The organism is Ruegeria sp. R13_0 (assembly GCF_017743995.1).
Taxonomy (GTDB): domain Bacteria; phylum Pseudomonadota; class Alphaproteobacteria; order Rhodobacterales; family Rhodobacteraceae; genus Ruegeria.
This window is the reverse complement of sequence record NZ_JAGHRB010000006.1, coordinates 250315-271872: the sequence shown is the minus strand read 5'-3', so window position 1 is coordinate 271872 and position 21558 is coordinate 250315. Positions and strand designations below refer to the sequence as shown.

The 21558-nt window shown below is 59.7% G+C and carries 21 protein-coding genes; 9 read left to right on the top strand and 12 right to left on the bottom strand.

Features of this window, described 5'->3' with window-relative positions:
• Positions 1–196: 196 nt before the first annotated feature.
• From rpsT to mutM, 3 genes are all read right to left on the bottom strand, one after another.
• Positions 197–460, bottom strand: a complete 264-nt coding sequence (rpsT, locus tag J7394_RS10430) for a 30S ribosomal protein S20 (RefSeq protein ID WP_142638226.1) — start codon at positions 458–460, stop codon at positions 197–199.
• Between the two features lie 226 nt (positions 461–686).
• Entirely contained in the window at positions 687–1463 is a 777-nt protein-coding gene (locus J7394_RS10425) for an enoyl-CoA hydratase (RefSeq protein ID WP_209252840.1), read from the bottom strand.
• A gap of 66 nt (positions 1464–1529) precedes the next feature.
• On the bottom strand, positions 1530–2381 hold the full coding sequence (gene mutM / locus J7394_RS10420; protein ID WP_209252839.1) for a bifunctional DNA-formamidopyrimidine glycosylase/DNA-(apurinic or apyrimidinic site) lyase: 852 nt from the start codon (positions 2379–2381) through the stop codon (positions 1530–1532).
• Positions 2382–2467: 86 nt separating this feature from the next.
• Here mutM and ubiE point away from each other — a divergent pair, with 86 nt between their 5' ends.
• Both ubiE and ubiB read left to right on the top strand, forming a co-directional pair.
• Positions 2468–3220, top strand: a complete 753-nt coding sequence (ubiE, locus tag J7394_RS10415) for a bifunctional demethylmenaquinone methyltransferase/2-methoxy-6-polyprenyl-1,4-benzoquinol methylase UbiE (RefSeq protein WP_170660828.1) — start codon at positions 2468–2470, stop codon at positions 3218–3220.
• Positions 3221–4750: a 2-polyprenylphenol 6-hydroxylase gene (ubiB, locus tag J7394_RS10410; RefSeq protein ID WP_209252838.1), complete on the top strand. Its 1530-nt coding sequence runs from the start codon at positions 3221–3223 to the stop codon at positions 4748–4750.
• A 97-nt stretch (positions 4751–4847) separates the two neighbouring features.
• Here ubiB and J7394_RS10405 read toward each other — a convergent pair whose 3' ends face one another.
• Positions 4848–6023, bottom strand: a complete 1176-nt coding sequence (locus tag J7394_RS10405) for an acetyl-CoA C-acyltransferase family protein (RefSeq protein WP_209252836.1) — start codon at positions 6021–6023, stop codon at positions 4848–4850.
• Between the two features lie 118 nt (positions 6024–6141).
• Here J7394_RS10405 and J7394_RS10400 point away from each other — a divergent pair, with 118 nt between their 5' ends.
• The 6 genes from J7394_RS10400 (at position 6142) to J7394_RS10375 (ending at position 11767) form a co-directional block, all read left to right on the top strand.
• The gene (locus J7394_RS10400) at positions 6142–6705 is read left to right on the top strand and encodes a helix-turn-helix domain-containing protein (RefSeq protein ID WP_170641901.1); all 564 of its coding nucleotides are present in this window, start codon (positions 6142–6144) and stop codon (positions 6703–6705) included.
• Positions 6706–6805: 100 nt separating this feature from the next.
• Positions 6806–7993 (top strand): glycine C-acetyltransferase, encoded by a 1188-nt coding sequence (locus J7394_RS10395; RefSeq protein WP_209252834.1) that lies wholly within the window; start codon positions 6806–6808, stop codon positions 7991–7993.
• Positions 7990–8940 (top strand): PLP-dependent cysteine synthase family protein, encoded by a 951-nt coding sequence (locus J7394_RS10390; protein WP_209252832.1) that lies wholly within the window; start codon positions 7990–7992, stop codon positions 8938–8940. The genes J7394_RS10395 and J7394_RS10390 overlap by 4 nt, the downstream gene beginning before the upstream one ends.
• Before the next feature lie 19 nt (positions 8941–8959).
• Positions 8960–9988, top strand: a complete 1029-nt coding sequence (gene tdh, locus J7394_RS10385; RefSeq protein ID WP_209252859.1) for an L-threonine 3-dehydrogenase — start codon at positions 8960–8962, stop codon at positions 9986–9988.
• Between the two features lie 64 nt (positions 9989–10052).
• A complete protein-coding gene (locus tag J7394_RS10380; protein WP_209252830.1) occupies positions 10053–10928 on the top strand; it encodes a tryptophan 2,3-dioxygenase in 876 nt (291 codons plus the stop codon).
• Positions 10928–11767, top strand: coding sequence for an alpha/beta hydrolase (locus J7394_RS10375; protein WP_209252828.1), 840 nt, complete (start codon positions 10928–10930; stop codon positions 11765–11767). The genes J7394_RS10380 and J7394_RS10375 overlap by 1 nt, the downstream gene beginning before the upstream one ends.
• 30 nt (positions 11768–11797) lie before the next feature.
• Here the strand turns inward: J7394_RS10375 and J7394_RS10370 are convergent, their stop codons facing one another.
• The 7 genes from J7394_RS10370 to pip all read right to left on the bottom strand — a co-directional run bounded on the left by J7394_RS10370 (position 11798) and on the right by pip (position 20102).
• Positions 11798–12562 carry a caspase family protein gene (locus J7394_RS10370; protein ID WP_209252826.1) on the bottom strand — a complete coding sequence of 255 codons (765 nt, stop codon included), beginning with the start codon at positions 12560–12562 and terminating at the stop codon, positions 11798–11800.
• 256 nt (positions 12563–12818) lie between these two features.
• The gene (gene infB, locus J7394_RS10365) at positions 12819–15293 is read right to left on the bottom strand and encodes a translation initiation factor IF-2 (RefSeq protein ID WP_209252824.1); all 2475 of its coding nucleotides are present in this window, start codon (positions 15291–15293) and stop codon (positions 12819–12821) included.
• Positions 15294–15301: 8 nt separating this feature from the next.
• Entirely contained in the window at positions 15302–15925 is a 624-nt protein-coding gene (locus J7394_RS10360; protein ID WP_170689643.1) for an RNA-binding protein, read from the bottom strand.
• Between the two features lie 23 nt (positions 15926–15948).
• Positions 15949–17559, bottom strand: a complete 1611-nt coding sequence (nusA, locus tag J7394_RS10355; RefSeq protein WP_170463030.1) for a transcription termination factor NusA — start codon at positions 17557–17559, stop codon at positions 15949–15951.
• The gene (rimP, locus tag J7394_RS10350; RefSeq protein ID WP_170386826.1) at positions 17559–18149 is read right to left on the bottom strand and encodes a ribosome maturation factor RimP; all 591 of its coding nucleotides are present in this window, start codon (positions 18147–18149) and stop codon (positions 17559–17561) included. The genes nusA and rimP overlap by 1 nt, the downstream gene beginning before the upstream one ends.
• Positions 18150–18309: 160 nt before the next feature.
• Positions 18310–19128: an ABC transporter substrate-binding protein gene (locus J7394_RS10345; RefSeq protein ID WP_209252822.1), complete on the bottom strand. Its 819-nt coding sequence runs from the start codon at positions 19126–19128 to the stop codon at positions 18310–18312.
• On the bottom strand, positions 19125–20102 hold the full coding sequence (gene pip / locus J7394_RS10340; RefSeq protein WP_170470976.1) for a prolyl aminopeptidase: 978 nt from the start codon (positions 20100–20102) through the stop codon (positions 19125–19127). The genes J7394_RS10345 and pip overlap by 4 nt, the downstream gene beginning before the upstream one ends.
• A gap of 49 nt (positions 20103–20151) precedes the next feature.
• Between pip and ubiG the strand changes: the two genes are divergently transcribed.
• Positions 20152–20898: a bifunctional 2-polyprenyl-6-hydroxyphenol methylase/3-demethylubiquinol 3-O-methyltransferase UbiG gene (gene ubiG / locus J7394_RS10335; RefSeq protein ID WP_209252820.1), complete on the top strand. Its 747-nt coding sequence runs from the start codon at positions 20152–20154 to the stop codon at positions 20896–20898.
• Between the two features lie 28 nt (positions 20899–20926).
• Here the strand turns inward: ubiG and J7394_RS10330 are convergent, their stop codons facing one another.
• Positions 20927–21538: an imm11 family protein gene (locus tag J7394_RS10330; protein WP_209252818.1), complete on the bottom strand. Its 612-nt coding sequence runs from the start codon at positions 21536–21538 to the stop codon at positions 20927–20929.
• Positions 21539–21558 lie beyond the last annotated feature (20 nt).

Below are 21558 nucleotides of genomic sequence, written 5' to 3'. Positions count from 1 at the left end.
CAAGCGAGTGAATCGCTGACTCAGTGGTAGCAAGATGTTGCCTGTCGCAGCAACGAAACTCTGATATTGACTCGGGGTTCGGGGCGAAAGAATCTCTCGACTTCGTGAGGTCGCGGCTTTCCGGCAACAAACACAAAAGGCGCCGCAATACGCGACGCCTTTACGTAGGAAACCGCTTGACGCGTCCCGGCGGGAATCAACCCAGCGCTTTGACGCGTGCCGACAGGCGCGACATTTTACGCGATGCGGTGTTCTTGTGGAAAACGCCTTTGGTGACGCCGCGCATCAGTTCAGGCTGAGCTGCGCGCAAAGCTGCGGTTGCAGCGTCTTTGTCGCCAGATGCGATCGCTTCTTCAACTTTGCGCAGGTAGGTGCGGATGCGCGAACGGCGTGCTTTGTTTACGGCGAAACGCTTTTCGTTCTGACGGGCGCGTTTCTTTGCCTGGGGCGAATTTGCCATGTGTCTCTGACCTTTGTTCGGTACGGTTATCTAGGGTTGCGCGCCACGGAATTATCCGCACCGGATCAGAAATCACGAGTGTGAGTCGGGCCAAGCGGGCCGCACGCGCATGTATGACGGCGGTCTCTACCCAAGTTTTACAGGTTTGCCAAGCCGATTCTTACCCGGTACGCCCAACAAAAAAGGCAGGCCACGGCCCGCCCTTTCGGAGTTCTTTGTCGCGACCTTACTTATCGCGGAATTGCGCGGCGCGTTTTTCCAGAAACGCCGCCATGCCCTCTTTCTGGTCTTCGGTCGCGAACATCGAATGAAAGACGCGACGCTCGAACAACAGACCTTCGCTCAGCGGCAGTTCATAGCTGCGATTCACCGCCTCTTTGGCGGCTGCCGCCGTCAGCAGAGATTTCTCAGCAATCTTTTGGGCTGCACCCACGGCTTCTTCGATCAGTTTTTTCGCGGGAACCACGCGGCTGACAAGGCCTGCGCGCTCAGCCTCTTCTGCGTCCATGAAGCGACCGGTCAGGTTCATGTCCATCGCCTTGGACTTGCCGACAAAACGCGTCAGGCGCTGAGTGCCGCCGATGCCCGCGATAACGCCCAGATTGATCTCGGGCTGGCCGAACTTGGCGGTGTCTGCGGCGATGATGAAATCGCACATCATGGCGACTTCGCAGCCGCCGCCCAGCGCGTAGCCCGCAACCGCCGCGATGATCGGCTTGCGAATGGCCGAGACACGCTCGTTGACCGAGGCAAACAGGTCGGCGCTGAACACATCGACAAAGCTCATCTCGGACATTTCCTTGATGTCCGCACCCGCGGCAAACGCCTTGTCCGAGCCGGTCAGCACGATGCAGCGCACCTTGTCGTTCTGATCCGCCTCTTCCAGCGCGGCGCACAGCTCACCCACCAATTGGGTGTTCAGCGCGTTCATCGCATCTGGTCGGTCGAGTTTGATAAGGGCGACGTGGTCTTCGATTTCGACGATGATCGTCTCAAAAGCCATGAGGTATAAGCTTCCGGTTGTTCCGTTCAGGTACGATTCCTTAACACGCGATTTCGCTGGATCAAGCTATCTTTGGCATTGCGCACAATAGAAGGATGAGCGACCGGACTGGGTGATTCTCTTGATTTCGGCCCCACAGCCCTGGGTTCGGCAGGGTTCGCCTTCGCGGCCATAGACATCAAAGCTGTGCTGAAAATATCCAAGTTCTCCATCGGCTTGACGGAAATCTTTCAGTGACGATCCCCCTGCCTCGATCGCGTCCTGCAACACCTGCCGAATGATCGGCACAAGGGCTGCGACACGCGCCGCAGAAATCTGCCCGGCCTTGCGACGTGGCGACACCTTGCCGCGATAAAGCGCTTCGCAAACGTAAATATTCCCCAACCCGGCAACGATTCCCTGATCCAGAAGTGCCGATTTGACCGGCGTGTTCTTGCCCTTGAACGTGTCAATCAGGTGCTGTTCGTGAAAATCATTGCCCAATGGCTCTGGCCCCAGAACGGACAGCAGTTTGTGGTCTTCTGCGGTTGCTGTTGGCAGTAAATCCATGGCTCCGAACCGGCGCGGGTCATTGAACGTCACGCGGGCACCATTGGCCATGTGGAACACGACATGGTCATGCTTTTCGGGCATCGGATGGTCATGGACGAACTGCCCCAACGGGTCCCCTGATACCGTCATACGCCCCGACATACCCAAGTGAATCAACAACGTCTCGCCACTGCTGAGATCAGCCAAAATGTATTTTGAGCGCCGCCGCAGGCGCTGAACCGCCTGACCCGTCAACCGCTCGGCCATACGCTCCGGGAAGGGCCAGCGCAGATCAGGACGGTTCACATCGGCCCGCTCGATCACCACCCCCTCCATCGCAGGGGTCAGGCCGCGTCTTACTGTCTCGACCTCAGGCAATTCGGGCATTAGATGGCTCCTATTCCAAAGGGCCGCATTGTGCCCGTCTCTGATGGCCCTATAACAGAGGCGAAATTCGACAAACGGCAAGGCAAATGTCCGACAACAGCGACAAGACCACTCATTTCGGGTTCGAAACCGTCCGCGAGGCCGACAAGGCCGGGCGCGTACAGGGCGTGTTCAACTCGGTGGCCTCGAAATACGACGTGATGAATGATGTCATGTCGATGGGCATCCACCGGGTCTGGAAAGACGCGATGATGGACTGGCTTGCCCCGCGCCCCGGTCAGCGACTGCTGGACGTCGCCGGCGGCACCGGAGACATCTCGTTCCGTTTCCTGAAACGCGCGGGCTATGGCCACGCCACCGTTCTTGACCTGACCGAACCAATGCTGGTCGAAGGCCGCCAACGGGCTGAGGCCGACCAAATGTCGGAGAGCCTGAACTGGGTCGTCGGCGATGCGATGTCCCTACCGTTCGAGGACAACACCTTCGACGTCTACACGATCTCCTTCGGCATTCGGAACGTCACTCGCCCGCAAGAGGCGCTGAACGAGGCCTACCGCGTGTTGAAACCCGGCGGCCGCCTGATGGTGCTGGAGTTCAGCCAATTGCCCAATGACGGTCTGCAAAAGCTCTATGATCTTTACAGCTTCAACGTTATCCCGCGCATGGGCAAGCTGATCGCGAATGACTACGACAGCTATCAGTACCTCGTGGAATCGATCCGCAAGTTCCCCGATCAAGAGACGTTTCTGGGCATGGTTCGCGCCGCCGGGTTCGAAAACGCCAAGTACCGTAACCTGAGCATGGGAATCGCCGCACTGCATTCCGGCTGGAAGATCTAAATGCGTGGCCCTCACAACATCATACGTCTGATCCGCACAGGCGCCACGCTAGAGCGTACGGGCGCGATGAATGTCGTATTGGACGCGTTCGAAGCCCCCCGCGCGGTCCGCTTTGTCGCCCACGCGCTCGGCAAACCGTTTCAATGGCTTGGGTACAAGGGCGATCCAGAGATGCCCCCTGCCACACGCGCCCTGACGGCGCTGGGCCCGGCGTACATCAAATTCGGACAGGTCCTTTCGACCCGCCCCGACGTGGTTGGCAACGAACTGGCCGAGCAACTGCGCGTATTGCAGGACAAGCTACCCCCGTTCCCGAAGGCCGAGGCCATGGCTGAGGTCGAGAAGGAGCTGGGCCAGCCGATCTCGGAAATGTTCAGTGAGTTCAGCGAACCGATCGCTGCAGCCTCGATCGCTCAGGTTCACAAGGCCAAGCTGACCAGCACAGGCGAGGACGTCGCTGTCAAAGTCCTGCGCCCAGGTATCGAGCGCGCCTTCCGCAAGGATGTCGACGCATTCTATTTCGCCGCCCGCATGGTACAACTCTGCGCCCCGGGCGCGCGCCGCCTCCGTCCAATGGAAGTGATCGAACATTTCGATGGCGTAGTACGGGGTGAGCTGGACTTGCGTCTGGAAAGCTCGGCAGCCTCGGAATACGCTGCCAACACCAAGGATGATGGAGGATTCTGGCTGCCTCCGGTCGTGTGGTCTCTGTCCGCGCGCCGGGTGATGACGCTCAGCTGGGCGGATGGCATCCCGTTGGGGGACAACGACGCTCTGGACGCCGCGGGCCATAACCGCCGCGATCTGGGTGAGCGTGTCCTGCGCCTGTTCCTACTGCACGCCCTGCGCGACGGCTATTTCCACGCTGACATGCACCAGGGCAACCTCAAGGTCGCCGCCAACAGCGATATCATCGCCTATGACTACGGCATCATGGGCCATATCGACGAATACACCCGCCGGGTCTATGCAGAGATTCTTTTTGGTTTCATCCGCCGCGACTATAAACGCGTGGCCGAGGTTCATTTCGAAGCCGGATATGTCCCTGCCAATCAGGACGTCGACGAATTCGCCCGCGCCCTGCGCGCTGTGGGCGAGCCCATCTTCGGCATGGACGCCACCCATATCTCGATGGGCCGCCTGCTGAACTACCTGTTCGAAGTCACCGAACGCTTCGGCATGGAAACCCGAACCGAGTTGATTCTGCTTCAGCGCACCATGGTTGTGGTTGAAGGCGTCGCCCGCTCACTCGATCCGCATATCAATATATGGGAGGTCGCGCGCCCGGTCGTTGAGGATTACATCAAGAAATCCATCGGCCCGCGCGCGGCGCTCCGCGACTTTGGCAAAACCGCTTTGGTTCTGGCCCGGTTCGGCCCACGTCTGCCCGCGCTTGTGGAAGACGCCCTGATCGCTCAAACCCAAAAAGACGATCAGACCAACTCCCGCCTGTGGTCTAAAGCCCTTCCCGCCACGCTCGGAGCCGTAGCAGGCGCTGCTTTGGTCATGTTGCTAACAGCGCTCAGCTAGGCGCCAGCCGCCTGCTTCATCTGGCTGAAAATATCCTCGGGGGGAATTGCGCTTAAGGCGCGATGGGGGGCAGACAGCCCCCCACCAACATCTGCAATCAGAGAAGCTCAAAGGCAATGGCGATTCCCTGGCCGCCACCGATGCACATTGTCACCAGACCTTTAGAGCCGCCGGTGCGTTCCAGCTCATACAAAGCCTTCAACGTGATGATCGCTCCGGTTGCACCAACGGGGTGGCCCAGCGCGATGGCACCGCCATTCGGGTTAACCTTGGCCGCGTCCAGACCCAGCTCTTTATTCACAGCCAGCGCCTGCGAGGCAAAGGCCTCGTTGCTTTCGATCACGTCAAAATCTTCAACCGACAGACCGGTGCGCGCCAGCAGATTCTGAACCGCAGGCACTGGACCAATGCCCATCACCTCGGGGCGGACACCGGCGTGGCCATAACCCAGAATACGCGCTTTCGGCTTCAGACCAGCCTTTTCGGCCGCGTCTGCCGTAGCAAGAACCATCGCCGCCGCACCATCATTGATGCCAGAGGCGTTGCCCGCCGTCACCCGGCCATCCTTCTTGAACGCAGGACGCAGACCCGCCAGCGCCTCGATCGAGGTCGCCTTGGGATGCTCATCGACCATGAAATCAACCATGTCGCGCTTAACCTTGACCTGAACTGGCGCGATCTGGCTCTGGAAAAATCCTGCCTCAATGGCCGCCGCGGCACGTGTCTGGCTGGTTAGAGCAAACTCATCCATCTGCTCGCGTGTGACCTGATGCTCATCGGCGACGTTCTCAGCCGTCACACCCATATGGCCGGTGCCAAAGGGGCAGTTCAGCGCACCCAGCATCATGTCGAGCGATTTGATATCGCCCATCTTGGCACCCCAGCGCGCCTGCTGCAGGATATAGGGGCTCCGCGACATGCTCTCAGCCCCACCAGCCACAGCAAATTCGGCATCACCCAGCATCAGAGACTGTACCGCCGACACAATCGCCTGCGCCCCTGAACCGCACAGACGGTTCACGTTCATCGCGGGGGTTTCGACCGGGATACCTGCCTGTTTGGCCGCCGCACGCGACAGATACATGTCGCGCGGTTCGGTGTTGATCACATGACCAAAAACAACATTGCCAATCTGGCCGCCTTCGACGCCCGATTTCTCCATCGCGGCTTCGGTCACAACGGTCGCTAGGTCAATCGGTGCGGTCGAGGCCAGAGCGCCCCCAAACGTTCCAACCGCCGTACGGGCCCCATCCAGAATGACGATATCTTTCATGTCTCTTCTCCTCTTGGATTTGGCGGCACTATTACGCCCAGTTGGCGCGTTGTCCTATACGACGTACCGTCACAAGCAGAATTGACAACCCATCGGGAAAAGCGCATCAGATTCCGTCATGACGGAAAACACAGACGATATCCTGACCCTTCTGCCCGCCCGCCTGAAAGAGGCGCGTCGCGCCAAGGGCCTGTCGCTGGAAGCTGTTGCCAATCTCAGCGGCGTATCTCGATCAATGGTCAGTCAGATCGAACGGGGCGAAAGCAGCCCGACCATCTCAACCCTGTGGAACCTGACGCGGGCCTTGCAGGTGGATTTCGCAGGGCTGCTGGAAGAGACCAAGACCTCAGATCAGATCGAGGTTCTGCGCCAGGCCGAGGTGCCCAGCATCGACAACATGGGCACAAACTGTCGGATTCGCATCCTGTCCCCCCCGGAAGAGGCCGGAGGGCATGAGGTCTACGACATCCGCTTTGACCACGACGGGACACTGAACAGCCAGCCGCATGCCCGCGGCACACGTGAACAGTTGACGGTTCTGGAAGGCGCGGTGCGCGTCACCTCGGGCACTGCGATATCTGAGATGCAACAGGGCGACACCGCCCGATATGCAGCTGATGTGACCCATTCCATTGCTTCGAAAGGCCCCGCGCGGGTCTTTCTGATAGTCAAAAACGCTTAAATTCCGCCTTCACGGAAATTTTTCCCGTATAGTGTAATTCTCCTATTTGGGAATTGTATCCGTTATGTTAGACATTCGACTCAGATGAACGGAGGTCGCCATGGCAGATGCATTCCTGTCCCATATCACGGACATCCTCGCGCAGATCGAATCCGAAGGTCTGTATAAACGCGAACGCATGATTACATCGCCTCAGGGCGGCGAAATCACGGTGGGCGACAAGCAGGTCATCAATCTGTGCGCCAACAACTATCTCGGGCTGGCCGATCATCCCGCGTTGATCGACGCCGCCACAGATGCAATGGGCCCCAAAGGGTTCGGCATGGCCTCGGTCCGGTTTATCTGCGGCACGCAAGACATTCACCGCAAGCTGGAACAGAAGCTGGCCGAGTTCCTGAACAAGGATGACTCGATCCTGTTCGCCGCCTGTTTCGACGCGAACGGGGGGCTGTTCGAACCCCTTTTGGGACCCGAGGATGCCATCATCTCGGACAGTCTGAACCACGCCTCGATCATCGACGGGGTACGGTTGTGCAAGGCCAAGCGCTATCGCTATCTGAACAACGACATGAACGACCTTGAGGCCTGGCTCAAGCAAGCGCGCGAGGATGGGGCGCGGCATATCATGATCGCGACTGATGGCGTGTTCTCGATGGATGGCTACCTCGCCAACCTTCCGAAAATCCGTGAGCTGGCCGACAAATATGACGCCATCGTCATGGTCGATGACTGCCACGCCACTGGGTTTATGGGACCGAACGGCGCGGGCACACCAGATCATTTCGGTGTCGATGTCGACATCCTGACGGGAACCCTGGGAAAGGCACTTGGGGGGGCAATCGGCGGTTATATCGCCGGGCCGCAGCCAGTGATCGACCTGCTGCGGCAGCGGGCGCGGCCCTATCTGTTCTCGAACTCGCTGCCGCCATCCATCGTCGCCGCCGGGATTGAGGCTATCCGTCTGGTCCAACAAGGCGACATGCTGCGCGCGCAGCTGTTCGGAAACGCCAAATACTGGCGGGCGGGGCTGGAGAAGTTGGGCTTTGACCTTCTGCCGGGTGAACATCCGATCATTCCCGTCATGCTGGGCGATGCGACATTGGCGCAGGACATGGCCGCTCGGTTGTTTGACGAAGGTGTCTATGTATCAGGCTTCTTCTTCCCTGTGGTCCCGCGCGGGCAGGCCCGGATCAGAACCCAGATGAACGCCGCACTGACACGGCAGGAGCTTGACCAGGCGCTTGCCGCTTTTGAGAAAGTCGGCAAAGAGCTTGGAGTCATCAAATGACCCTTGCCTCTGTCATCGACGCTATTGGCAACACCCCTCTGGTGGACCTGTCGCGCATCTGTCAGCAGCTTCAGTTGGACGGTCGCATTCTGGCCAAGCTGGATTATCTGTTGCCCGGCTTCTCGAAAAAGGACCGCGCGGCAAAATCCATCATCGAAATGGCCTGCGCCGATGGAACGCTTGCGCCAGGGCAAACTGTTGTCGAGCTGACCTCGGGCAATATGGGAACCGGTCTGGCGATTGTCTGCGGAATCATGGGCCATCCGTTTGTCGCCGTGATGAGCGCCGGAAACTCGGTCGAGCGCGCGCGTATGATGCGGGCGCTGGGGGCAGAGGTGATCATCGTGCCGCAGGCCGAGGGCAGCAAACCGGGTGAGGTTTCGGGCGCCGATCTGGCGCTGGTGGATGAGGCGGCGCAGAAAGTCACAGCAGAACGCGGCGCGTTTCGCGCGGATCAGTTCGGTCATTCGGGTAACCCAATAGCGCATTCAACAGGGACCGGGCCGGAAATCTGGGAGCAGTCTGGCGGTGCGGTCACGGCCTTCTGTGATTTCGCCGGTTCAGGCGGCACCTTGGCCGGAGCAGCGGCATTCTTCGCGCCGCATGGCGTGCGGTGTTACGCCATCGAACCCGAGGGCGCACGGGCCTTGGCTGGTGAAGTCGTCGACACGCCCGACCATCCGATACAGGGCGGCGGCTATGCCATGGCTGACCTGACCCATGTGAACGGCGTCCCCCTCGCGGGGCACCTTTCGGTGTCAGGCAGCGCGGCCCGAGATTGCGCCCGGTTGCTCGCACGCAGCGAAGGGATCTTTGCCGGATACTCAGCCGGCGCGAACCTTGCCGCAGCGATCGATCTGCTGCGCGGCCCGGAGCGTGGCGGCTGCGTCGCGATCGTCATTTGCGACAGCGGCCTGAAATACCTGTCCACCGATTTATGGGAGTAGTGCAATGCATCCCAACACAATGAAAGCACTTGAAAAATCCGAACCCAAGGAAGGCCTGTGGATGGTACAGGCCCCGGTGCCCGAGATCGACCCGGATGAGGTGCTGATCCGGATCAACAAGACCGGCATCTGCGGGACCGACATTCATATCTGGAACTGGGACGACTGGGCGGCGGCCACCGTGCCCGTTCCGATGATCACCGGCCATGAGTTCGCGGGTGAGATCGTTGAGATCGGCCGCAATGTAACCGGGCTTGAGATCGGGCAGCGCTGCTCGGGCGAGGGGCACCTGATCGGAACAGACAGCCGTCAGAGCCGCGCGGGCAAGTTCCACCTCGACCCCGGAACGCGCGGAATAGGCGTCAACGAACAAGGCGCGTTTGCGCAATATCTGAAACTGCCTGCCTTCAACGTCGTCCCCCTGCCCGATGACGTGCCAGACGAAATCGGAGCCATCCTCGATCCGCTGGGAAATGCCGTTCACACCGCGCTCAGCTTTGATCTGCTGGGAGAGGATGTGCTGATCACGGGCGCGGGACCGATTGGTATCATGGCCGCAGCCGTCGCCCGCCACGCTGGCGCGCGCAATGTGGTCATCACCGACATCAACCCTGACCGCCTGAAACTGGCCGAACATGTGGTGCCAACGGTCCGCGCAGTCGACGTGTCGAAAGAGGACCTGCAGGATGTCATCGCCGAGCTGGGATTGAAGGAAGGCTTCGATGTGGGGCTTGAAATGTCCGGCTCGCAAATCGCCCTGGACCAGATGGTCGAGGCGCTGGTGATGGGCGGTAAGATCGCTCTGCTGGGTATTCCGCCCGGCAAATCCCCGGTCGATTGGTCCCGCATCGTGTTCAAGGCCATCACCATCAAAGGCGTCTACGGGCGTGAGATGTTCGAGACCTGGTACAAGATGATCGCCATGCTGCAAAACGGTCTGGATGTCAGCCGCGTGATCACCCACCAGATGAAGGTCGACGATTTTGCCGAAGGGTTTGCCGCCATGAAATCCGGCCAATCCGGCAAGGTGGTTCTCGACTGGACCTGACCCTCTGGCGCTGCGCGGGCTGACCCCTTACACATCGGGGAACCTCAGGCGTTTGGAGGAGCAAATGAGCGACACTGACAGGTATCTGGAACGCGGGATCGAAGACTCTCTGGTCACCGATTTCACGGAAACCCATCGCAAAAGCTATGGCGATTTTCTGCAACTCAAGACGCTGCTGAACCTGCAGAAGACGTTTCAGGACCCCGCCCAGCCCGATGAGATGTTGTTCATCATCATCCATCAGGTCAGCGAGCTGTGGCTGAAACTGATGCACCATCAACTGGTCGAGGTGCGCCGCTTCCTGCAACAGGACGCGTTTGGCCCGGCGATGAAAAACCTCGACCGCATCAAAGCCATCCAACATCAGTTGATTGCGGCATGGGAAACTCTGCTGACCATGACACCCGCCGACTACATGACCTTCCGCAACGCTTTGGGCAGTTCCTCCGGGTTCCAAAGCTATGGCTACCGCCAGATCGAATTCATTCTGGGCAACAAGGACCCCTCGACCCTGAAGGTTCACGCCCATGATCCCGAAGTGATGGAGATGTTGAACGCGGCCCTTACCAAGCCGTCGCTCTATGACGAGGTGCTGCACATGCTGGCCCGTCAGGGCTTCGACGTGCCTCAGGACCTGCTGGAGCGGGACTATGCGCAGCCCTACTCCGGCGATCCTCGGGTGGTGAAAATCTGGGTTGAAGTCTTTCGCGACACCGAAAAACACTGGGAGCTTTATGCGCTGGCAGAGAAGCTGATGGATGTGGAATGCCTGTTCCAGCGGTGGCGGTTCGATCACGCAACCGCCGTTGAACGTGTCATCGGGATGCAGCCGGGAACAGGGGGTTCCAGTGGCGTCGGCTTCTTACGCAAAGCATTGGAATTGCGCTTCTTCCACGATTTGTATGATATGCGCACAGAACTGATCTATGCGGGGGACTGATGCTGTATCGCGGGTTTTCACAGGCTGAACTGGAACAGGAATATTCGCCGAGATCTATGATCGGCGGTGATCTGACGCCATACATTGCCAGCTATAGTGCCCTCAGCGCTCGGGCGCGGGGCAGTTTGACGGTTCAGGAAAATCTGGCCTATGGCGCAGGCCCCGCACAGGTTCTGGACTACTTCCCAGCGGCCGAGACAGGTGCGCCGCTGCATGTGTTTATCCATGGCGGCTATTGGCAGGCCCTTAGCCAGCGCGAGTCCGCCATGATGGCGCCAGCGCTGATTGAAGCGGGCCATGCTTTTGCAACGTTGAACTACACCCTGGCCCCAGATGCCCGCATCGCGGACATGATCGATGAGTGCCGCGATGCGCTGCTCTGGCTGGCGTCGCAGGCCGAATCTCTCGGGTTTGACCCCAGCAGGATCACCTTGTCAGGGCACAGCGCCGGGGCGCAACTGGCCAGCATGGTTATGGCGCAATCTGCAAACGCTCTAGCCCGCGCCGGGTTGCGGGTGCGAGATGTGATCCTGATCAGCGGGGTTTACGATCTGGAACCGATCAGCCTGACCTCGGTCAACGATCCGCTGCAACTGACACCGGTTGAGGTCAACGACCTGTCCCCCATCCGCCACGTACCCCGCCCCGGACCGCGCTACCACGTGACCGTGGCCGAGAGGGACACACCGGAATTCATCCGCCAAAGCCGTGACTACGCCGAGCACCTGCGCAAGGCCGGACATTCTGTCAGCTTCGATCTGAAAAAAGGGATGCAGCACTTCGACATCATCATGCATCCCAGGACGTTCACAGCTTCAAAGCAGTCGGGAACGCCCTAGCCTTCGCGTTGCACGGGGCTGTGGCCCCTGTCAATTCAAACTCGGGTCCTTGATGCCAATCCGTATGTTCAAGGATGACCTTGCCCAAGGGGATTGCACTCCGTCCGTTTCGCCGATCACATCCGTGCGGACTTGATCAAACATCTGCTCAAGGGTCAGACCTTGGGTTCCGATCGCGCGCGCGATGGCTGCTGTGTAGGGGCTGTTGGCTCCGGTCCCGTCCAGTGCGACGTCGCCGGGTCCGGTGGCATAGGCGATCAGGTTGTTGGTGCGGGCTGTCATACGCGCAAGCCCGTCGCCGACATCCAGTGCACCGTCCGTTTCACTGCCAAATGGATTGTCGCGGCAAGCGTCCAGAATCATGACACTCACGGCCTGAGGCGTATGAACGCGATCCAGAACCCACTCGGCCGGGACAGCCTGATCCGCAATATCAGCCTCGGACTGGATGTTCACGCCGAGCGGAAGTAGGTAGTTGAACTCATCACTGCGCACTCCGTGCCCGGCAAAATAGAACACCGCCAAAGCCTCGGACCCCGCCGCACGCACGGTGCGGGCAAAAGTCTCGACCTCCTGCTCCATCTCTGCGCGGCTTGCATCCGTCAGAGTCGTGACCGCAAATCCCGCGCCGCGCAGCTCTTCGCTCATCAAGCGCGCGTCGTTCACAGGGTTGTCGAGGGCCGGGACAGTTGTGTACCCAGCATTCCCGATCACGAGGGCGAACCGCTCATGCGCCAATGCGGGCCCAGCGATCAAGGTGATGACAAAGCAGAGTGCTGTAAAAATACGCGTCAAATCTATCTCCAAATCCTGTCGAGCGAGAGAAGCAGGTCTCTTCGTTTGGTCCTTAAGTACTGCGGGTCCGGTCAATCACGACCAACAGTAAATCAAGACCGGGCCTCGAAAGTCTATATTTAAACTTATGCCAGCCCCTGCAGAGTTTGCATGTGACACGGAACACGTTGACCAAAAAATGAGATAGATCGCGATGTGCCAAAAAAACAGCGGCCCAAGTTGAGCCGCTGTTTTCAAACCTACTTGTAGAACCGGATTAATCCAGCGTGCGGGTGACTTCTTCGCGCTCGAAGATTTCGATCACGTCGCCTGCGCGGATATCGTCGTAGTTTTCGAACGCCATACCGCATTCCTGACCCGACTGGACCTCAGCCACTTCGTCCTTGAAGCGCTTCAGCGTCTTCAGCGTACCTTCGTGGATCACCACGTTGTCGCGCAGCAGACGGACGCCTGCAGAGCGGCGGGCAACGCCTTCGGTGACCAGACAGCCAGCAACCTTGCCGACGCCGGTAACCTTGAAGACTTCGCGGATCTCGGCGTAACCGATGAACTTCTCGCGGATCTCGGCGCTCAGCAGGCCCGATGCGGCCGCTTTCACGTCATCCACGAGGTCATAGATCACCGAGTAATAGCGGATCTCGACACCCTTCTGGTTCGCGGTGTTCCGCGCCGATGCGTTGGCACGGACGTTGAACCCGAAGATCGGCGCGCCGGAGGCTTCGGCCAGACCGACATCCGTTTCGGTGATCGCACCCACGCCCGAGTGCAGAACGCGCACGCGCACTTCGTCGTTGCCGATCTTCTCCATCGCCTGAACGATGGCTTCGGCCGAACCTTGTACGTCCGCCTTCATCAGAATCGGCAGCTCGGTGACGTTTTCGTCTTCCTTGGCCTTCTGCATCAGCTGCTCAAGGGTAGTCGCGGCACCGGCGGCGGCACGTTTGTCCTTGGCGGCTTGCTCACGATAGGCAGCAATCTCACGGGCCTGCGCTTCGGTCTCGGTCACGTTCAGAACGTCACCGGCTTCGGGCGTACCGTTGAGACCCAGAACCTCGACCGGAACCGAGGGGCCGGCTTCCTTCACGCGATCACCCTTGTCGTTGATCAGCGCACGGACCTTACCGTATTGCTCACCCACGACGAAGATATCGCCTTGGCGCAGCGTGCCGTTCTGAACCAGAACGGTGGCGACGGGGCCACGGCCCACATCCAGCTGCGCCTCGATCACGGCACCTTGGGCGGCGCGGTCGGGGTTGGCTTTAAGTTCCAGAATTTCGGCCTGCAGCGCGATGGCTTCCAGCAGTTCGTCCAGACCTTGACCGGTGATGGCGGAGACTTCGACGTCCTGAACCTCACCCGACATTTTCTCGACGATCACTTCATGCTGAAGCAGATCGGTCCGTACCTTGTCCGGATTTGCATCGGGCTTATCGACCTTGTTGATCGCCACGATCATCGGCACTCCGGCCGCTTTGGCGTGGTTGATCGCCTCGATGGTCTGCGGCATCACAGCGTCGTCAGCCGCAACAACCAGAACAACGATATCCGTGACCTGAGCACCGCGCGAGCGCATCGACGTAAACGCCGCGTGGCCCGGAGTATCCAGGAAGGTCAGTGTGGTGCCACCGTCGGTTTTCACCTGATACGCACCAATGTGCTGGGTGATGCCACCGGCCTCGCCTGCCACAACGCGCGCGTCGCGGATTGCATCCAGCAGCGAGGTCTTACCATGGTCAACGTGACCCATGATAGTGATGACCGGCGGACGCGGTTGCAGATCGTCATCGCTGTCTTCGACCTCTTTAATGACGTCTTCAACATCCGAATCGGAGACACGAGTGACCTTGTGGCCAAACTCTTCGATGATCAGTTCCGCAGTGTCCGCGTCGATGGTCTGGTTCTGAGTGACCATCATGCCCATCTGCATCAGCGACTTAACCACGTCAGCCACACGCTCGGCCATACGGTTGGCGAGCTCAGAGACCATGATGGCCTCGGGCAGCTGAACGTCACGAATGACCTTTTCGCGTTCGACCGAACCACCCATGGCTTTCTGACGCGCACGCTCTTGCTTGCGCTTCATCGCAGCCATCGAACGTTGGCGGTTGCCTTCGCCACCGGTGGCCTGACCCAGTGTCAGCTTGCCCGAACGGCGGTTGTCGTCGCGGCCTTTGCCACGACCACGCTGTTCACGCTCACGATCCTGTTTGCGCGGAGCAGCTGCAGGCGCAGGCTTGCTGGCCGGGCTACGGGCCGCTTTGGGCTCTTCCGGGGCCGGGGCGGCCGCAGCGCGTTTGGCAGCTTCTTCTGCCTCTTTGCGCTTGCGCTCTTCCTCTTCGGCCTTGGCGCGGGCTTTCTCTTCGGCCTCGCGCTGTTCGCGTTCCTTGGCCTCTTGTTCCGCACGGCGACGGGCGCGTTCTTCTTCACGCGCCTTTTCAGCTGCCTCACGGGCGGCGGCCTCTTCGACCTCGCGCGCTTTGGCGGCCTGCAATGCCTTCATCCGGCGGGCCATTTCCGCGTCGGAGATCCCGGCAGGACGGCGCGACGGATCACCCGAAGGCGTTGCTCCGCCACCCGGCTTTCCGGCACCCGGCTTGGGGACCACCACGCGTTTGCGTTTGGTTTCCACCACGACATTCTTGGTGCGTCCGTGGCTGAAACTCTGTTTCACATTTCCGGGGCGTGCCCCGCCACGAAGACCCAATGTCTTTTTGCCGTCATTATCGCTCATAAAGCTTCTTACCCTTCCGCGCGGCCCCTGCCGCCGTCATCCGTTTCGCGCAAGCCACGCAGGCGCTGCGCTTCCTCTACAACACGTTTGGCGAGTCCGCCAGAGGCCAGCGCCGCATGAATCACGGTTTGGCGCCCAAATGCCGCCCCTAACTCGTCCGCAGTGAGCCATCCGATGTATTTTCCGAAGTGCGGCGTGCTGAGTTTCGACTTGCCGCGCCCCGATCCATCGCTGGCCTGAATCAGTACCTGAGCCTCTTCCCGGTCCAGCCACGTCTTGACCTTTTCGTATCCGGCGACCGCATCGCCGGACTTACGCGCCAGGCTGAGAAGCTCAACCACACGACGCGCGACTTGTTTTTCGACCTCATCGGCCAGGTCCGCTTGGGCCGAGACTTGCGCCTTGAACCCGCGCGAGAACAGCTTTTTGCTGACCGCCTTGTCCAAGGCCGCGCGATCTGCCGCCACATAGACCCCACGACCCGGCAATTTCGCCGCGACATCGGGATAGACCTGACCATCCGGCCCCGTCACAAAGCGGATCAACCCGTATTTGGGCTGAACCTCGCCCGTGGCGATGCACTTGCGCTCAGGTCCCTCAGACCGATCCTTATGGACGCCACCGCGACCCATCTCAGCCACCCGAGGCCCTGAGATCAGGCCTCGGCCTCCTCTTCGGCTTCAACGTCTTCTTCTGCCTGCTCCAGCTCGGCCGGATCAACCCAGCCCAACATGATCCGAGCAGTCATGACCAGATCCTGCGCCTCTTCCAGCGTTACGCCGAACGGCTCAAGCACACCGTCATCCTTGATACGCTCACCATCGACCGTGGTCCAGCCACCGGCCAGTTCCCAGTCGGCACAGGTTGCAAAGTCTTCGAGCGTCTTCACATCATCCTTGGCCAGCGCTTCTACCATCTGGGGTGTCAGGCCTTCGAATTCAATAAGGCTGTCCTCGGCACCCAGAGCGCGCGCAGCATCCAGCGCGGCTTTAGCCTGCGCCTCAAGGAAATCACGGGCGCGCGCTTGCAGTTCCTGCGCGGTGCCTTCGTCGACGCCGTCGATGACCAGCAGTTCGTCCAGCTCAACATAGGCAACCTCTTCGAGGTTGGTGAAGCCTTCGGAAACCAGCAGTTGGGCGAAGAATTCGTCCAGATCCAAGCTGTCCATGAACAGCTGGGTGCGGGCTTCGAATTCTTTCTGACGACGCGCTGATTCCTCGGCCTCGGTCATGATGTCGATGTCCAGATTTGTCAGCTGGCTGGCCAGACGCACGTTCTGACCACGGCGGCCAATTGCCAGCGACAGCTGTTCTTCAGGAACAACAACTTCGATCTTGCCGGCTTCTTCATCCAGAACCACCTTGGAGACCTCGGCGGGCTGAAGCGCGTTCACCAGGAAGGTCGGCTGATCTTCGTTCCACGGGATGATGTCGATCTTTTCGCCCTGCAGTTCGTTCACAACGGCCTGCACGCGGCTACCGCGCATACCAACGCAGGCGCCCACAGGGTCAATCGAACCGTCATACGAGATCACGGCAATCTTGGCGCGCGAGCCGGGGTCACGGGCCACGGCCTTGACCTCAATGATGCCATCATAGATTTCCGGCACTTCCATTTTGAACAGCTCGGCCATGAATTCCGGCGCGGTGCGCGACAGGAAGATCTGGTGGCCACGAACCTCGCGGCGAACCTCTTTAATGTAGGCGCGCACACGGTCATTCGGGCGATAGCTTTCGCGGCCGATCTTGTCATTACGGCGCAGAACGGCCTCGGCACCACCCAGATCGACGATGACATTGCCGAATTCTTCACGCTTGACCGCGCCGTTGATGATGGTGCCTGCACGATCCTTGAATTCTTCGTACTGACGATCCCGCTCGGCTTCGCGAACCTTCTGCAGGATCACCTGCTTGGCGGACTGAGCCGCGATACGGCCCATCTCAACCGGCGGCACTTCCTCAACGAAGACGTCGCCAACCTCGGGCGATTCCATGTACTGACGCGCCTGCTCGACGGTCATCTCGGCCTGGTAGTTTTCCAGCTCCTCTTCCTCGACCACGGTGCGGACGCGGGTAAAGGTGGCCTTGCCGGTCTTGCGATCGATGGACACGCGGATGTCCATTTCGGCGCCATAACGGCTCTTGGCGGCACGGGCGAGCGATTCCTCCATCGCTTCGACAACCAGACCGGGGTCGATCATCTTTTCGCGGGCCACGGCCTCGGCGGTCTGCAGCAGCTCCAGCTGGTTGGCTGAGGTGATTGCCATCAGTTCGTCTCCTCTTCTGACCCTTCGGTCTCAATCTCGTCGAAAGCGTTTTCGTTCAGGGCACCCGCGTCTTTGCGCTGGCGCAGCATTTCCTTGATCAGGTCATCGGTCAGGACCAGCTTGGCGTCGCTCAGCCAGTCGAATTGTAGACCGATGGTGATCGTCTCGGACCCTTCGGGGATGTTGATGAGAACCTCATCCCCTTCGATCCCGGCCAATTCACCCTTGAAGCGGCGGCGACCGTCGATCAGCTCGGCAGTTTCGATCTTGGCTTCATACCCTTCGAAGGTCTCAAAGTCCTTGAGACGGGTCAGAGGGCGGTCAATACCAGGGCTCGAGACCTCCAGCGTATAGGCGTCAAGGATCGGATCCTCGACATCCAGCGTGGCGCTGACCGCGTTTGAAATCTCGGCGCAGTCGTCCACTTCGATACCGCCATCGGGCTTGTCAGCCATGATCTGCAGCGTGGTTTGCTTGCCGCTCATCAAACGGATGCGGACGAGTTCATACCCCAGATCCTCAATCACGGGGGTGATGATCTCGGCCAGTCGCCGGTCAATGGCCGCTTTGGCTATCAGGTCGTTTGTCATCAGGTTCTCTACCCTATCGATCGGGCACAAAAAAACGGGCGCGCGGCCCGTCGAATTTTCCGGTGGAGCCTTGGACCGGAAGTCCAACGCGCCGCTGTTGCAACTGCATATACGCAGGAGTTCCCGAGTCTGCAACCCCCGGCGCAATTCGTGATCGGAATTACGCCAACCACCACCGTTCGGCGATGCGGCCATCATCCAGCGTCGCTTTGCCGATCTGCCTCGGCATCCCGACTTGAGGCGCCACGGCCAGCGCCATATCCGATTCGCTTGGGTGGTAGCGCAGCCCCCGCTGGGTTTTCAGCTCGCCGCTCTCGGGCAGGGCGGCAATGTCCACATACCCGTCGCGCAAGGCTTCGGCGCGGACGCGTGCATCCGGGATCACTATGATTTCGACCGTATCGGCCCAACCGGCCTGACCGTCCTTGTAATGCCCGGCAACTTTGCGACCCAGGAAATGACGCCCATCCTCGGCCCGCTCGACCCGGTAGCAACCGGTCCCGTTTGCCGCGTGCAAAGGCGTAACCGCCTGCCCATCGCGGGCTACGACAAACCGGCTATTGGCCAGTAGGAAGGGAAGACCGGGATTGGCCTCGGCCAGTTCCAGCCGCACGAGATCAGCGGCCAGGGCTTCGGCCTGCCCAAATTCGGTCAGCACGGCCACAACATCATCAGCGTTCAGCACCGTTCCATCGTGGAACGAGACGTCCTGGCGCAGATCAAACCGCCAGATGCGCGCGTTGTCTTCGGTCTGCCACCCTGTCGCCAACTCTCCGCGCAACGTGCCATCCGGCGCGATCTCGGTCAGGGTGTCGAACACGGCCCCACGCGCCAACTGCTCCAAACTGTCATCGCGCGGAACTGCCAGCCGCAGCGCGCCACCTTTCTTCGGAGTATCGGCCAGAGACGCCCCCGTGGCCGCAAGCAACGCAGCGGCGGCACCCGATGCAAACAGAGCACGACGGTCCATCCGGGTCATGCAACCCCCTCGGCCACGCGGTCCATGATGCGAACCAGCTCGGCACTTATTCCGGGTTCCGACAGGGCGTGGCCTGCATGGCGGACCATCTTCAGCTCGGCATTGGGCCAGCGCTCAGCCAGCGACCACGCCGCCTGAGGCGGGCAGATCATGTCATAGCGCCCCTGCACGATATGTCCGGGGATATGCGCGATGCGATCCATCTGATCCAGAATCTGCCCATCCTTCTGCAGAAAGGCATTGTTGGTGAAATAGTGATTCTCGAGCCGCGCAAAAGCCCGCGCGTATTCACCGGGGCTTTCGCCGGTCGATCCGTTCGAATGGATCGACGCCAAGGCGTTCTCCCACGCGGACCAAGCGCGCCCGTACAGGACTTCGGTTGCCCGGTCGCCCGAGAACAGGCGCTTGTTGTAGGCCGCGATCGTATCTGACAGCTCTTCCTCGGACAGCAGGGCGGTGAATTTTGCCCACTGCTCGGGCCAGAACTTGCCCGCGCCGCCGCCATAGAACCAATCCAGTTCGGCCTGCGTGGCCAGAAACACCCCGCGCAGAACCAGACGGCTGACCCGATCCGGATGCGCCTGCGCATAGATCAACGCCAGAGTCGCCCCCCAGCTACCGCCAAACACGGTCCATTCGTCGATATCCAGCAGCGACCGCAGCCGCTCGATGTCCTCAACCAGATGCCACGTCGTGTTGTCCTCGACCGAGGCATGAGGCCGCGATTTCCCGCATCCGCGCTGATCGAACAGAATCACACGGAAGACACGTGGATCGAAGTAGCGCCGCATCGCAGGGCTGCATCCACCGCCCGGCCCTCCATGCAGCACAACCACCGGCACCCCGTCGGGATTGCCGCTTTGCTCCATATAAATCTGGTGCCCATCGCCCACACTGACCAACCGCTGATCGAAAGGATCGATCGGCGGATAGAGATATTGCACTGCGCGCTTTTGGTCCGGGTACTTGTCCATTATGGCCCTATATAGTCCTTAAGACGTAAAAGAGCATACGGAGACAGGAATGCAAGCGCATCCGAACACGGTCGACCCATCCGAGATCGCTAAATTCGAGGCGATGGCCGCCGAATGGTGGGACCCGCATGGGAAATTCAAACCTCTGCACATGCTCAATCCGTGCCGTCTGGACTATATCACACAGCAGATCGCGGGCGAATTTGACCGTGATCTGAAGGCCGAAAAACCGTTTGAGGGCCTGCGCCTGCTGGACATCGGCTGCGGCGGCGGCCTGCTGAGCGAACCAATGGCGCGTTTGGGGGCCGAGGTCGTCGGTGCCGACGCCGCCGAGGGCAACCTACCCGTCGCCCGCATTCATGCCGAGCAATCGGGGCTTGAGATCGACTACCGCCATACCACCGCCGAGGACATGGCCGCCGCGGGCGAGCAATTCGACGTGGTGCTGAACATGGAGGTGGTCGAGCATGTCGCCGACCCGTTAAGCTACCTGACCGCCACGCAACAATTACTGAAACCCGGCGGTCTGGAGATTTGCTCGACCATCAACCGCAACCCGAAATCCTATGCCATGGCCATTTTCGGGGCCGAGGTCGTCATGCGCTGGCTACCCCGCGGCACGCATGAGTGGAACAAGTTCATCACCCCCGATGAGCTGTTCGACCTGCTGCGCCAAGCCGGGCTGGAGCCGGTGGACCGCAAGGGCTTTGTCTTCAACCCGATCCTGTGGAGCTGGTCGATCTCGGAACGGGATTTGAGCGTGAATTATGTAACGGCAAGTGTGAAACCGGGGTAAGATGGGTGGGTGGAACCACCCACTCGCTTTACGACTGTTGCAAAACAACGGCTGACGGCAAAGCCGTAAACGCCTTCAACTTGAGCGTTTCAAGTTCATTGTGCAACGAATCCGAGATGAAGATCTTTCGGGGCAAATATTTGTTTACCCAAATCTGACGACCTCTAACTGAATCTTCGTTCCATGCGATTTCAGGGTCTCCCTCACATGAGTAGTACCCCAGCTCACCGTCAAAATACTGGGGTACAATTTTGTTCGATGCTTCGGGTACGATGCCGTCCGTCAGATCGCCTGCGACGAACAGAAAATACTGTCCGGTTACCGTAGATTTGTCTTTTAATGTCAGGTCGACGGGTAAGAACTGGTGCTGAACTATGTCAGAATCATCGATTAGCTTTTTCACGCGATGGCTTACTAGTAAGTCACCGGACCAGCGCCCCGGCATTAGGTCTGGAAGCACTCCACCCGGTAAGAGTTTACCTTTTTGTTGTTTGTAAGGAATCGGGGTCTTGATCAGGGGAGCATTACCGTGGTCGTGACCAACCCTTGCGTAGTTTTCTGGTTGTTTGTCGCGAGGCCAAACGTCTTCCCAGAAAAATTCTCCGGGAACAAAACGATGCACTTTAAGCAGATATGGCAACTTACCTGTCCTTTTCGCCC